This window comes from Streptomyces fungicidicus, from assembly GCF_003665435.1.
GTDB lineage: Bacteria > Actinomycetota > Actinomycetes > Streptomycetales > Streptomycetaceae > Streptomyces > Streptomyces fungicidicus.
In genome coordinates, this window is sequence record NZ_CP023407.1 from 2,421,054 (window position 1) to 2,433,078 (window position 12,025).

The following is a 12,025-nucleotide window of genomic DNA, read 5'->3' on the forward strand; positions in this document are numbered from 1 at the left end:
CTTCCAGTGACTTCCTTCGACACCTCCCCGCAGCTGAACGTCTGGCGCGCGCTGCTCGCGCTCGCCGTCGTCTTCGTGATGCTGGCGACCACCGGCTGGACGGCGCTGCGGCACCAGCGCCACCCCGCTCCGCTGCAGGCATCGCTCAGTGCCTGGGAGCAGGGCCGGATAGCCGGTCACCGGCTGCCGGACCCCGAGTCGGCGCCCACGCGGCTGGCCCGGTTCTTCGCCTCACTCACCGAGGGGCAGCGCGCGAGCCTCGCCCACCGCTATCCGCTGGCCGTGGGCAACATGAACGGCGCGCCGGCCGAACTGCGGTACCGCGCCAACCGCGTCGCGCTGGGACAGGCCCGCGAGGTCGAACTCAAACGCGTGCACGACAAACGCCTCACGCCCTCGGGCCAGCGGCAGGCGGCGCTCAGGATGGACCGCTTCGAGGCGCTGATGCGTCCCGGGCGGCACATCCTCGCCTTCAACCCGTCGGGCTCCGGCCGGGTCGCCGAGGTCTTCGGCGACCTGCGCAGGGCCGAGCGGGTGTCGGTCGTCGTCCCCGGCGTCGACACCGACCTGCTCACCTTCCAGCGCACCCACCGCGCGTACTCGGCCCCCGTCGGCATGGCGAAGTCGCTGTACGCCGCCGAGCGCGACGCCGCTCCCTCGACCCGTACCGCCGTGATCGCCTGGGCCGACTACACCGCGCCCAGCGGGCTCGGCATGGACGCGGCCACGGCGATGCGCGCCGAGGACGGCGCCCAGCGGCTGGACGCGCTGGTGCGCGGACTGCCCGGCGTGGCGCCGGTCTCCCTGTTCTGCCACAGCTACGGCTCGGTGGTGTGCGGGATCGCCGCGCACACCCTGCCGGAGCGGGTGGCCGACATCGCGGTGGCCGGCAGCCCCGGCATGCGGGTCGAGAGGGCCGCCCAGCTGCGCACCACCGCCCGGGTGTGGGCGATGCGGGACGCCGACGACTGGATCCAGGACGTTCCCTACCTGGAGCTCGGCGGTCTGGGCCACGGGGCCGACCCGGTGGCGGCGGGCTTCGGGGCGCGGGTGCTGTCGGCGCGGGAGGCGAAGGGGCACGCCGGCTACTTCGAACCGGGCACCGAGAGTCTGCGGAACTTCGCCGAGATCGGTGTTGGCGCATACCGCGCGGTGTCGTGCGCGGACGAGGACGACGTCTGCCGGGCGGGTTTGTCCGGTACGACCACTACCGGACGCGCGTAGAGGCGGAGATACTGCGGTATGCGTGGGGAGGGGTTGAAGAAGCTCGTGCCGCATACGATGAGCCGCATGGGTGACGTACTGGCTGGATTTCATGCCGCCTGGGAGTTCGAGTCCGACTCCGTGCTCATCCGTTACGAGCGGGGGATCCGGACACCGAAGCTGTTCCAGGCGCTAGGTGAGCGGCGGGTGCCGCTGGAGGCGATCGAGGGGGTCACCCTCACGCCCGGCAGGCGCGGGACGGTGGTGCTGCGGGCAGAGCTCCGGCCCGGAGCCGATCCGCTGCTGGAGGCTGCCGCCGGGCAGCTGAAGGAGAGCGGCGACCCCTACCGGCTGGTGCTGCCCGCCGAACGCGAGACGCTCGCCGAGTACTACGCCGACGAACTGCGCGCGCAGCTCACCGAGTCGGGGCCCGCCGAGCGCCATCTGGTGGCCGCCCCCGAGGCGCCGCTGCAGTTCAAGGCGTACGACGGGAAGGCTTCCTTCGACGGTACGGCGGTGTCCTTCCGGTGGTTCTGGACGGGCGCGTCGTCGGCGAAGTGGAAGGCGGGCGACCAGCGGTTCCCGATGAGCGAGCTGAGCGGGGTGGAGTGGCGCTCCCCGGAGGTGTTCGAGGGGCATCTGCGGCTGCTGCGGCGGGACGCGGCGGGGCCTGCCGGCCAGGCCGACCAGGACCCGGCGGCGGTGGTCTTCGGGCTCGGGTACGGGCCCGTGCACGAGTCACTGCCGTTCGCGGCGGCGGTGCTGGCGGCGGTGCGCAACTGTGCGCCGGTGCCGGCGGTGTCCACGGCGCGTGCGCGCCGTGACCCCGCGGACATCGCGGACCGCATCCGGCATCTCGGGGAGCTGCACCAGGCGGGGCTGGTGACCGACGAGGAGTTCTCCTCGAAGAAGGCGGAGTTGCTGGCGGAGCTCTAGCGTCCGCCGGGGGGCGGTCGGGTTGCGGCCCCGGGCCGTGCGTGGTTGGTCGCGCAGTTCCCCGCGCCCCTTCGGGGCGCGCGACCTCTCCCGCCCCTGGGTCAGGCTGTCCTCTCCGAGGCCAGGGCGTTTCCGGCGTCCGCGTAGAAGCCGATCTTCCGGTCGAGCACGGCGAGGGTGTCCTGGAGTTCGGCGATCCGGGTCAGCACGTCCGCGCGGGTCTGCTGGAGCAGTTCGAAACGCTCCGTGTAGGTGTGGTCGCCCGCGCGGACGAGTTCCGCGTACCGCACCATGTCCGCGACCGGCATCCCGGTCAGGCGGAGCTTGCCGACGAGGGCGAGCCAGTCGAGGTCGCGGTTGGTGTAGCGCCGCTGCCCGGTGTGGGACCGGTCAATGTGCGGCATCAGCCCGATGCGCTCGTACCAGCGCAGGGTGTGCGCGGTCAGCCCGGTGAGGGCGACGACCTCGCTGATCGTGTACCTGTCCGCGCCGTCCGGCCGGCGGTTCCCCTGTGGTGGTCCGGCGCAGGTGTCGGCGCTGGTGTCCGTGGTCTCCGTCTCCGTCACCGTCATGTCCCCACGCTAGAACGCTGGAGTGCACTCCAAGCAAGCGACGGGGGCGGGAATGGGCGGGACGCGGGGGCCGGTGGCTGATTAGCGTGAGGTCATGACCTCTGTACGCCGTGCGGCGCCACAGGACGCGGAGGAAGTGCTGCGTCTGCGCCAGGTGATGATCGACTCGATGACCCTGTCCGACCCGTCCACCTCGTGGCACGCCGAGTCGCTGCCGGTGCTGCGCGGCAGGCTCGCCGAGCCGGACGGCACCTTCGCGGCGTTCGTCGTGGACCACCCCGACCGGCCGGGCGAGCTGGCGGCGCTGGTGGCCGGCACGCTCGACTACCGCATCGGCGGCGCCCGCAATCCGCACGGCACCGACGGCTACGTCTTCAGCGTCGCCACCGACCCGGACGCGCGCCGCCGGGGGTACGCGCGGGCGTGTGTGGAGGCGCTGCTGGAGTGGTTCCGCGAGCGGGGCGCCCGGCGGGTGCGCCTCACCGCGTCCGCGGAGGCCGAGCCGCTGTACGTCTCCCTGGGCTTCAGGGCCAAGCCGGACCCCTTGCTGGAGCTGACGCTCTGAGCGCTTAGGCTCGACGGCATGTCGCTGAAGAGCCTCGCGCTGATCGAGAACTGGCCGGTCCCCACCGCCGCGGCGGGTGTCGTCCGGGCGGACGGCACCGTGCCGGGCACCCACGGCCCCGCCGGCCTCCGCTTCCCGCTGGCCTCGGTCACCAAGCCGCTCGCGGCGTACGCGGTGCTCGTGGCGTACGAGGAGGGCGCGATCGAGCTGGACGAGCCGGCCGGCCCGGAGGGCGCGACGGTCCGCCACCTGCTCGCGCACACCTCGGGCCTCGCCTTCGACGAGCACCGGGTGACCTCGGCGCCCGGCGAGCGCCGGCTGTACTCCAACGCCGGGTTCGAGCAGCTAGGCGACCATGTCGCGAAGGCGACGGATATCCCGTTCGCGGAGTACCTGCGGCAGGCCGTCCTGGAGCCGCTGGGCATGACCGGAACCTCGCTGCAGGGCTCCCCCGCCAAGGACGGCGTCTCCACCGTGGACGACCTGCTGCGGTTCGCCGCCGAGGTCCAGGCCCCCCGGCTCCTCGACCCGCGCACGGTCGCCGCGGCGATGACGGTGCAGTACCCCGGCACCAAGGGCGTCCTGCCGGGCTACGGCCACCAGAACCCCAACGACTGGGGCCTCGGCTTCGAGATCCGGAACTCCAAGTCCCCGCACTGGACCGGCGCTTCGTCGTCTCCCCGCACCTTCGGCCACTTCGGCCAGTCGGGCACGTTCCTGTGGATCGACCCGGACGCGGGCGCGGCCTGCGTGGCCCTCGCCGACCGCGCCTTCGGGCCCTGGGCGGTCGAGGCATGGCCGCCGTTCACGGACGCGGTACTCGCGGAACTGCGCGGCTGAGCCGGCCCCGGACGCCGACGGGAGCGCGGAACCCACAGGAATCGGACTGACTCGAAAGCACCGGTTCCGCGAAGCCCCTGTGACGGTGATCTCGTTTACGAAGCGTATCCGGGGCATTTGACGGCACGTGTCACTTCTCTTTTGTGGCACGGGCGTTACGGCACGCCGGAACCTCTTGTGCAATCCGCGTAGACCGTTCAATCTTTCGGCTGGCGACAGGGAAAAGCAGCCACAGCCCCACCGCAATTTGGCATGCACCTGACTTACGTCTGTCCGGAACCAGCCCGGCACAGGCGGTCGCTCCGTGCGCCCGCAAGGGTGCACCTCCCCCGCCCCACGTCGAGGAGGAACCCTCAGATGGCAGTGACGCGAAACGCCAAGCGGAGAACGCTCGTCGGAATCTGCTCCGTCGCCGCGGCCGCTCTCACCGGCGGTCTCTTCACCGCTCTCCCCGCGAGCGCCGCCGAGCCCGTCGGGACCATCGCCTACGCGGACGCGCCGAACGCGGTCGCGGACAGCTACATCGTCACCCTGAAGCCGGCCACCGAGGCCGACTCGGCCAAGGGCAAGGGCGTCGCGAAGAAGTACGGCGCCGAGGTCGGCCACACCTTCCGCGAGGCCGTCAACGGCTACACCGTCGAGGCCACCGAGGCCGAGGCCGCCAGGCTGGCCGCCGACCCGTCGGTCGCGCTCGTCGAGCAGAACCGCACCTTCACCACCCAGGCGACGCAGACCAACCCGCCGTCCTGGGGCCTCGACCGCATCGACCAGACCGCACTGCCGCTGAACAGCTCGTACACGTACGACGACACCGCCGGCCAGGGCGTCACCGCGTACATCATCGACACCGGTGTACGCGTCTCCCACAGCGACTTCGGCGGCCGCGCCCGCAACGGCTACGACGCCGTCGACGGCGACAACGTCGCCCAGGACGGCAACGGCCACGGCACCCACGTCGCCGGCACCGTGGCGGGCAGCGCCTACGGCGTCGCCAAGAAGGCCTCCATCGTCGGCGTCCGGGTCCTCGACAACAACGGCTCCGGCACGACCGCCGGCGTGATCGAGGGCGTCGACTGGGTCGCCGCCAACGCGGTCCTCCCGGCCGTCGCCAACATGTCGCTCGGCGGGGGCGCCAGCACCACGCTGGACACCGCGGTGCGCAACGCCATCGCCGCCGGCGTCACCTTCGCCGTCGCCGCGGGCAACGAGTCCACCACCGCGACCGGTTCGCCGGCCCGCGTGTCCGAGGCGATCACCGTCGGCGCCACCACCAGCACGGACGCCCGCGCCAGCTACTCGAACTACGGCTCGAACCTGGACATCTTCGCCCCGGGCTCGTCCATCACCTCCACCTGGAACACCGGCGACAGCGCCACCAACACCATCTCCGGCACCTCGATGGCCACCCCGCACGTCGCGGGCGCCGCGGCGCTGTACCTCGCGGACAACCGCTCGGCCACCCCGGCGCAGGTCGCCTCCGCGCTGATCAACAGCTCGGTCTCCGGCGCCGTCACCAACCCCGGCACCGGCTCCCCCAACCGCCTGCTGTACGTCGGCGGCAACGGCGGCACCACCCCGCCCACCGGCAAGACCTTCACCAACTCCTCGGACTACACGATCAGCGACCGGACGACCGTCGAGTCCCCGGTCACCGTCTCCGGTGTCTCCGGCAACGCGCCGTCGGCCCTCCAGGTGCCGGTGAACATCGTCCACACCTACATAGGCGACCTGACGGTCCAGCTGGTCGCGCCCGACGGCTCGGTCTACACCCTGAAGGCGTCCGGCACCGGCGGCTCCGCCGACAACATCAACACCACGTACACCGTGAACGCCTCCTCCGAGGCGGCCAACGGCACCTGGAAGCTCCGGGTGACGGACGGCTACTACGGCGACACGGGTTACATCAACAGCTGGGGCCTGACCTTCTGACGTCCTGACGCCCGGCCCTTCCGCCCGCTTCGCCCCGGCACGGTCCACCGCGCCGGGGCGAAGCCCTGTCCCACCGGTCACCCGTCCGCCCGGCACTCGAACCAGACCGTCTTGCCCCGCCCATCGGGCCGCACGGCGACCCCCCACCGGTCGGTGACCGCGTCCACGATCACCAGCCCGCGTCCGCCCTCACCGAGCCCGTCACCGTCGCCCCGCACAGGTGGTTCCGGACGGTCGTCGGAGACCTCCACCCGCACACCACCCTGCTCGAGCAGGAAACAGATGCGACAGCGCCGGCCGGGCACGTGCCGCACGACGTTGGCGACCAGCTCGGTGAGCGCCAGTTCGGCGGCGTCGGCCACCACGGCCAGCCCCGAGCCGACGAGGTACAGCCGCAGGATGCGGCGCAGATGCCGGGCCGAGTGCTCCCCCACGGCGAACTCGGCGTGGTACTCGCTGGAGATGTCCGCCGCCTGCGGACCAGTTACGTGATTCACGCCACAATGCTGCGACGCTACGCATACGCTCGGCTACGGAAAGAAACGAACGCCGTGAGGCGTTGAAGTGAGGTGCCGCCGTGGTCAACATCCAGTCGCTCGACCCCACCGCCTCCCCGCTCGACTACTACGGCTGGGAACTGCGCCGCCAGCGCGAGGCGCACGGCCTCAAGCAGGGGCAGCTCGGCGAGATCATCTTCTGTACGGGGTCGTTGATCGGCCAGATCGAGACCACGAAGAAGGTCCCCACCCGCGACTTCTCCGAGCGCGTGGACGCGGCACTCGGCACGGACGGCCTGTTCTCGCGCCTGATCGGCCTGGTCCTACGAAGCCAACTCCCCACGTGGTTCCAGCCGTACGCGGAGATGGAGGCGAAGGCGGCGTACATCTCCACGTTCCAGGCCCAGTTGGTGTACGGGTTGCTGCAGACGGAGGAGTACGCCCGAGCAGTCCTCAGCGTGGAGCACCACAGCAAGCCCGACGAGATGGTGGCAGCTCGAATGGAGCGACAGCGCATCCTCCGCCGCGATCAGCCGCCCGCCCTCTGGGTTGTCCTGAGCGAGGCCGCGCTGCTGCTTGAGATCGGCGGACGCGACGTCATGCGTCGGCAACTCGCTCATCTGTTGAGCTTCCGGGAGAACCCCTGGGTGAACGTTCAGATCCTGCCGTTCTCCACGGGCCAACACACAGGCATGATGGGGACGTTCAACCTGCTGCGGTTCGACGACGATCCCGACCTGTTCTACATGGACGGCTACGACCAGGGGCACATGACGGCCAATCCACACGTGATCAAGGAGCGCTCGGTCGGTTACGCTCGGCTGCAAGCCTCAGCCCTCTCCCCCGAGGACTCGGCGGCACTGATCGCCCGCGTGATGGAGGAACGCTATGGAGACCGGCTCCAACCTGAGGAACGCACGGTGGCGTAAGTCCAGCTACAGCGGAAGCAACGGCGGTGACTGCGTCGAGGTCGCAGCCACCCGCCCCACCGGGGCCGTCCCCGTCCGCGACAGCAAAAAGCCCTCCGGCCCCGTCCTCACCGTCGGCGCCGGCGCCTGGCAGGCGTTCGTCGACGGCCTGCGGTAATCCACAGCCCCGGACGGCCGTCAGTGCCACCCCTCCTCTCGACTGCGCGGCCTCAGGCAACCCGCGTTGTTGCTCGGCGTGGCTAGGGCGCCCGCATCTCCCACAGCAGCAGCTCCGCCGCCGGGCTCATGGCGACGGCCTCGGCGTCCTTCGTGTCCGTGAGGCGGGCCGCGTCGCCCGGGCCCAGTTCCTCGCCGTCCAGGCGGATCTCCCCGCGGACCACGTGGGCGTAGACGTACGCGGCGTCGGGCACGGCGGTCCGCTCCCCCGCCGACAGTCGGCGCACGTGGAGCATCGCGCCGGCCTCCGGGAGGGCGTACGGGGTGGAGTCCGCGATGCCGGGGACCACCTCGTAGCGCGGGTCGCCGCCGGGGGCCAGGGGGGCCAGCCACATCTGGAGGAAGGTCAGCGGGGCCGTGCCCGCGTTGCGTTCCACGTGGCGGACGCCCGACGCCGTGCTCAGGTGCTGCACGTCGCCGGGACGGATCACCGTCTCCCGGCCCGTGGAGTCGCGGTGGGTCAGCTCGCCCTCGACCACCCACGTCACGATCTCGGTGTGGCTGTGCGGGTGCTCGCCGAAGCCGGCGCCGGGGCCGAGGCGCTCCTCGTTGCAGGCGATCACCGCGCCGAAGCGGAGGTTGTCCGGGTCGTAGTGGGGCCCGAAGGAGAAGGCGTGGCGGGTCTCGATGCCGGCCGCCGGGTCGCCGCCCTGGTAGCGCTCGTGCGCGCGCCGTACGTCCATCACGAGGTCCACCGTAGACCCGGCGACACGCGCGGCCGTCCCGATAAGGCAGTCTTGTCCCCGTGCCCGAACCCGAAACCAGTACCCCCGAAGCCGCTGCACGCCCCGCCCATACGCATGCCGCGACGCTGAAGCGGCTGGAGAGGTCGTCCGGCAGTCTCGCCGCGCAGGCGATCGCGCGGATGGACGAGACGCTCCCCTGGTACCGGGCCATGCCCCCGGAGAACCGTTCCTGGATCGGTCTCGTCGCCCAGGCGGGCATCGCCGCCTTCACCGAGTGGTTCCGGCGCCCCGACGCCCCGCAGGCCATCTCCACCGACGTCTTCGGCACCGCGCCGCGCGAGCTGACCCGGGCCATCACGCTGCGCCAGACCGTGGAGATGGTGCGCACCACCATCGAGGTCATGGAGTCCGCCATCGACGAGGTGGCGGCGCCCGGCGACGAGAACGTGCTGCGTGAGGCGCTGCTGGTGTACGCGCGGGAGATCGCCTTCGCCACCGCGCAGGTGTACGCCCAGGCCGCCGAGGCACGCGGTGCCTGGGACGCGCGGCTGGAGTCGCTGGTGGTGAACGCGGTGCTCAGCGGCGAGGCCGACGAGGGGGCGGTGTCACGGGCCGCCGCCCTGGGGTGGAACTCGCCCGCGCATGTGTGCGTGGTGCTGGGGACCGCTCCGGACGGGGACTCCGAGCTGACCGTGGAGGCCATCCGGCGGGCCGCCCGGCACGCCAAGCTCCAGGTGCTGACCGGGGTGCTCGGCGATCGGCTGGTGGTGATCGCGGGCGGCAGCGACAACCCGCTGGGGGTGGCGAAGTCGCTGATCGGGCCGTATGCGGCGGGGCCGGTGGTGGCCGGGCCGGTGGTGCCGGACCTGCTGGCCGCGACCCGGTCCGCGCAGGCCGCCGCCGCCGGGCTCAAGGCGTGCTCCGCCTGGCAGGACGCCCCCCGTCCGGTGCTCGCGGACGACCTGCTGCCGGAGCGGGCGATCGCCGGGGACCCCTCGGCCCGTGAGCAGTTGGTGGAGGAGATCTACAGACCGCTCGAGCAGGCGGGGGCCGCGCTCCTGGAGACGCTCAGTGTCTTTCTGGAGCAGGCGAGCAGCCTGGAGGGCGCGGCGCGGATGCTGTTCGTTCACCCCAACACCGTGCGTTACCGGCTCCGACGTGTGACTGACGTCACCGGATGGTCGCCCTCCGATGTACGCTCTGCGTTCACGCTGAGGATCGCGCTGATCCTGGGGCGTCTGGCCGACGGCGATCTTCAGGCCTAGCCTTTTGTCGGGGATCCACAAAACCCCTTGCTGTTCTTCGTCCTTGTCCTCACGGGCGGTCGTGGCCGTCCCCAAGAGAGAGTGTGAGAGTGCTCGTACTCGTCGCTCCCGGCCAGGGCGCCCAGACGCCCGGCTTCCTGACTGAATGGCTCGACCTCCCCGGTGCCGCGGACCGCGTCGCCGCGTGGTCCGACGCCATCGGACTCGACCTCGTCCACTACGGCACGAAGGCCGACGCGGACGCGATCCGCGACACGGCCGTCGCCCAGCCGCTGCTGGTCGCGGCCGGACTGCTGTCCGCCTCCGCGCTCGGGGACGTGGCACCCGGTGCCGTCGCCGGTCACAGCGTCGGTGAGATCACCGCCGCCGCGTTCGCGGGCGTCCTCGACGACTCCGCCGCGCTCTCCCTGGTCCGCAAGCGGGGTCTGGCCATGGCCGACGCCGCCGCGATCACCGAGACCGGCATGGCGGCGCTGCTCGGCGGCGACCCCGAGGTCAGCGTGGCGCACCTGGAGAAGCTGGGCCTGACCCCGGCGAACATCAACGGCGCCGGCCAGATCGTCGCGGCCGGCACCAAGGAGCAGCTCGCCGCGCTGGAGGCGGACAAGCCCGAGGGCGTGCGCAAGGTCGTCGTCCTCAAGGTGGCCGGCGCCTTCCACACGCACCACATGGGCCCCGCCGTCGACACCTTGGCGAAGGCCGCCGAGGACGTGACGCCGGGCGACCCGAAGGTCACCTACGTGTCGAACAAGGACGGCAGGGCGGTCGCGACCGGTGCCGAGGTGCTCGAGCGCCTGGTCGGGCAGGTCGCCAACCCGGTGCGCTGGGACCTGTGCATGGAGACCTTCAAGGAGCTCGGCGTCACCGCCCTCCTCGAGGTCTGCCCCGGCGGCACCCTGACCGGCCTCGCCAAGCGCGCCCTGCCCGGTGTGCGGACGCTGGCCCTGAAGACCCCCGCCGACCTCGACGCGGCCCGCGAGCTCATCGCCGAGCACACCGCCTGATCGCCTTAAGGAGCCGACCCGCATGGCGAAGATCAAGCCCAGCAAGGGCGCCCCGTACGCGCGCATCCTCGGCGTGGGCGGCTACCGGCCCACCCGGGTCGTGCCGAACGAGGTGATCCTCGAGACGATCGACTCGTCCGACGAGTGGATCCGCTCCCGCTCCGGGATCGAGACCCGGCACTGGGCGTCCCCCGAGGAGACCGTCGCGGCGATGTCCGTCGAGGCGTCCGGCAAGGCGATCGCGGACGCCGGGATCGACGCCTCGCAGATCGGCGCCGTCGTCGTCTCGACCGTCTCGCACTTCAGCCAGACCCCGGCCATCGCCACCGAGATCGCCGACAGGCTGGGCACGGACAAGGCCGCCGCCTTCGACATCTCCGCGGGCTGCGCCGGCTTCGGCTACGGCCTCACCCTCGCCAAGGGCATGGTGGTGGAGGGCTCGGCCGAGTACGTGCTCGTCATCGGCGTGGAGCGGCTGAGCGACCTGACCGACCTGGAGGACCGCGCGACGGCCTTCCTGTTCGGCGACGGCGCGGGCGCGGTGGTCGTCGGCCCGTCCAAGGAGCCGGCGATCGGCCCGACGGTGTGGGGCTCGGAGGGCGACAAGTCCGAGACCATCAAGCAGACGGTGCCGTGGTCGGACTACCGCGACGGGACCGTCGAGAAGTTCCCGGCGATCACGCAGGAGGGCCAGGCGGTCTTCCGCTGGGCCGTGTTCGAGATGGCGAAGGTCGCCCAGCAGGCGCTGGACGCGGCCGGGATCACCGCGGACGAACTGGACGTCTTCATCCCGCACCAGGCCAACGTGCGGATCATCGACTCGATGGTGAAGACGCTGAAACTGCCGGAGCACGTCATGGTCGCCCGTGACATCCGCACCACCGGCAACACCTCGGCCGCCTCGATTCCGCTCGCGATGGAGCGGCTCCTGGCGACCGGCGAGGCGAAGAGCGGCGACACCGCCCTCGTCATCGGCTTCGGGGCGGGTCTCGTCTACGCCGCGACTGTCGTTACCCTCCCCTAGGCACTCGGTGCCGGATCATTCGTCCGGTACGCGAGGAATCATCGCCACACCCTCTGGAATCACAAAGAAGGAGCGCCATCATGGCCGCCACTCAGGAAGAGATCGTCGCCGGTCTCGCGGAGATCGTGAACGAGATCGCCGGCATCCCGGTTGAGGACGTCCAGCTGGACAAGTCCTTCACCGACGACCTGGACGTCGACTCGCTGTCCATGGTCGAGGTCGTCGTCGCCGCCGAAGAGCGTTTCGACGTCAAGATCCCGGACGACGACGTCAAGAACCTCAAGACCGTCGGCGACGCGACCGACTACATCCTCAAGCACCAGGCCTGAGCACCTGCCGGGCCTTCCGTCCGCGGGAGG

The 12,025-nt window shown here is 71.4% G+C and carries 14 protein-coding genes; 11 read left to right on the forward strand and 3 right to left on the reverse strand.

Annotated elements, in window-relative coordinates; genetic code table 11:
- Window positions 1-6 precede the first annotated feature (6 nt).
- Window positions 7-1,224 (forward strand): alpha/beta hydrolase, encoded by a 1,218-nt coding sequence (locus tag CNQ36_RS10885; protein ID WP_121545836.1) that lies wholly within the window; start codon window positions 7-9, stop codon window positions 1,222-1,224.
- Window positions 1,225-1,290: 66 nt separating this feature from the next.
- Window positions 1,291-2,139 carry a DUF4429 domain-containing protein gene (locus CNQ36_RS10890; RefSeq protein WP_121545837.1) on the forward strand — a complete coding sequence of 283 codons (849 nt, stop codon included), beginning with the start codon at window positions 1,291-1,293 and terminating at the stop codon, window positions 2,137-2,139.
- Window positions 2,140-2,240: 101 nt separating this feature from the next.
- Here the strand turns inward: CNQ36_RS10890 and CNQ36_RS10895 are convergent, their stop codons facing one another.
- On the reverse strand, window positions 2,241-2,711 hold the full coding sequence (locus CNQ36_RS10895) for a MerR family transcriptional regulator (RefSeq protein WP_121545838.1): 471 nt from the start codon (window positions 2,709-2,711) through the stop codon (window positions 2,241-2,243).
- Window positions 2,712-2,805: 94 nt separating this feature from the next.
- Here CNQ36_RS10895 and CNQ36_RS10900 point away from each other — a divergent pair, with 94 nt between their 5' ends.
- The 3 genes from CNQ36_RS10900 (at window position 2,806) to CNQ36_RS10910 (ending at window position 6,045) form a co-directional block, all read left to right on the forward strand.
- A complete protein-coding gene (locus CNQ36_RS10900) occupies window positions 2,806-3,276 on the forward strand; it encodes a GNAT family N-acetyltransferase (protein ID WP_004931715.1) in 471 nt (156 codons plus the stop codon).
- Window positions 3,277-3,294: 18 nt separating this feature from the next.
- Window positions 3,295-4,116, forward strand: coding sequence for a serine hydrolase domain-containing protein (locus CNQ36_RS10905; RefSeq protein ID WP_121545839.1), 822 nt, complete (start codon window positions 3,295-3,297; stop codon window positions 4,114-4,116).
- 357 nt (window positions 4,117-4,473) lie between these two features.
- Window positions 4,474-6,045 carry a S8 family peptidase gene (locus CNQ36_RS10910; RefSeq protein ID WP_121545840.1) on the forward strand — a complete coding sequence of 524 codons (1,572 nt, stop codon included), beginning with the start codon at window positions 4,474-4,476 and terminating at the stop codon, window positions 6,043-6,045.
- Between the two features lie 77 nt (window positions 6,046-6,122).
- On the opposite strand, the gene CNQ36_RS10915 is transcribed toward CNQ36_RS10910, so the two are convergent.
- The gene (locus CNQ36_RS10915) at window positions 6,123-6,542 is read right to left on the reverse strand and encodes an ATP-binding protein (protein ID WP_121545841.1); all 420 of its coding nucleotides are present in this window, start codon (window positions 6,540-6,542) and stop codon (window positions 6,123-6,125) included.
- An 80-nt stretch (window positions 6,543-6,622) separates the two neighbouring features.
- Between CNQ36_RS10915 and CNQ36_RS10920 the strand changes: the two genes are divergently transcribed.
- A complete protein-coding gene (locus tag CNQ36_RS10920) occupies window positions 6,623-7,471 on the forward strand; it encodes a helix-turn-helix domain-containing protein (RefSeq protein WP_121545842.1) in 849 nt (282 codons plus the stop codon).
- Complete coding sequence (locus CNQ36_RS10925; RefSeq protein ID WP_121545843.1) at window positions 7,431-7,628, forward strand: DUF397 domain-containing protein; 198 nt, start codon at window positions 7,431-7,433, stop codon at window positions 7,626-7,628. The genes CNQ36_RS10920 and CNQ36_RS10925 overlap by 41 nt, the downstream gene beginning before the upstream one ends.
- An 82-nt stretch (window positions 7,629-7,710) precedes the next feature.
- Here CNQ36_RS10925 and CNQ36_RS10930 read toward each other — a convergent pair whose 3' ends face one another.
- A complete protein-coding gene (locus tag CNQ36_RS10930; RefSeq protein WP_121548426.1) occupies window positions 7,711-8,370 on the reverse strand; it encodes a pirin family protein in 660 nt (219 codons plus the stop codon).
- Between the two features lie 62 nt (window positions 8,371-8,432).
- Between CNQ36_RS10930 and fasR the strand changes: the two genes are divergently transcribed.
- The 4 genes from fasR to CNQ36_RS10950 all read left to right on the forward strand — a co-directional run bounded on the left by fasR (window position 8,433) and on the right by CNQ36_RS10950 (window position 11,995).
- Window positions 8,433-9,638, forward strand: a complete 1,206-nt coding sequence (gene fasR, locus CNQ36_RS10935) for a fatty acid biosynthesis transcriptional regulator FasR (RefSeq protein ID WP_121545844.1) — start codon at window positions 8,433-8,435, stop codon at window positions 9,636-9,638.
- Between the two features lie 89 nt (window positions 9,639-9,727).
- Window positions 9,728-10,642, forward strand: a complete 915-nt coding sequence (locus CNQ36_RS10940; protein WP_121545845.1) for an ACP S-malonyltransferase — start codon at window positions 9,728-9,730, stop codon at window positions 10,640-10,642.
- Window positions 10,643-10,664: 22 nt separating this feature from the next.
- Window positions 10,665-11,666 (forward strand): ketoacyl-ACP synthase III, encoded by a 1,002-nt coding sequence (locus CNQ36_RS10945; RefSeq protein WP_121545846.1) that lies wholly within the window; start codon window positions 10,665-10,667, stop codon window positions 11,664-11,666.
- Between the two features lie 80 nt (window positions 11,667-11,746).
- Complete coding sequence (locus CNQ36_RS10950) at window positions 11,747-11,995, forward strand: acyl carrier protein (RefSeq protein WP_004931691.1); 249 nt, start codon at window positions 11,747-11,749, stop codon at window positions 11,993-11,995.
- Window positions 11,996-12,025: the final 30 nt, after the last annotated feature.

Bases quoted from the DNA above. Each gene is read 5' to 3' on its own strand.
- CNQ36_RS10890 (WP_121545837.1), top strand. From the start codon at position 1,291: ATGGGTGACGTACTGGCTGGATTTCATGCCGCCTGGGAGTTCGAGTCC.
- CNQ36_RS10895 (WP_121545838.1), bottom strand. From the start codon at position 2,711: ATGACGGTGACGGAGACGGAGACCACGGACACCAGCGCCGACACCTGC.
- CNQ36_RS10900 (WP_004931715.1), top strand. From the start codon at position 2,806: ATGACCTCTGTACGCCGTGCGGCGCCACAGGACGCGGAGGAAGTGCTG.
- CNQ36_RS10905 (WP_121545839.1), top strand. From the start codon at position 3,295: ATGTCGCTGAAGAGCCTCGCGCTGATCGAGAACTGGCCGGTCCCCACC.
- CNQ36_RS10910 (WP_121545840.1), top strand. From the start codon at position 4,474: ATGGCAGTGACGCGAAACGCCAAGCGGAGAACGCTCGTCGGAATCTGC.
- CNQ36_RS10925 (WP_121545843.1), top strand. From the start codon at position 7,431: ATGGAGACCGGCTCCAACCTGAGGAACGCACGGTGGCGTAAGTCCAGC.
- CNQ36_RS10930 (WP_121548426.1), bottom strand. From the start codon at position 8,370: ATGGACGTACGGCGCGCGCACGAGCGCTACCAGGGCGGCGACCCGGCG.
- CNQ36_RS10945 (WP_121545846.1), top strand. From the start codon at position 10,665: ATGGCGAAGATCAAGCCCAGCAAGGGCGCCCCGTACGCGCGCATCCTC.
- CNQ36_RS10950 (WP_004931691.1), top strand. From the start codon at position 11,747: ATGGCCGCCACTCAGGAAGAGATCGTCGCCGGTCTCGCGGAGATCGTG.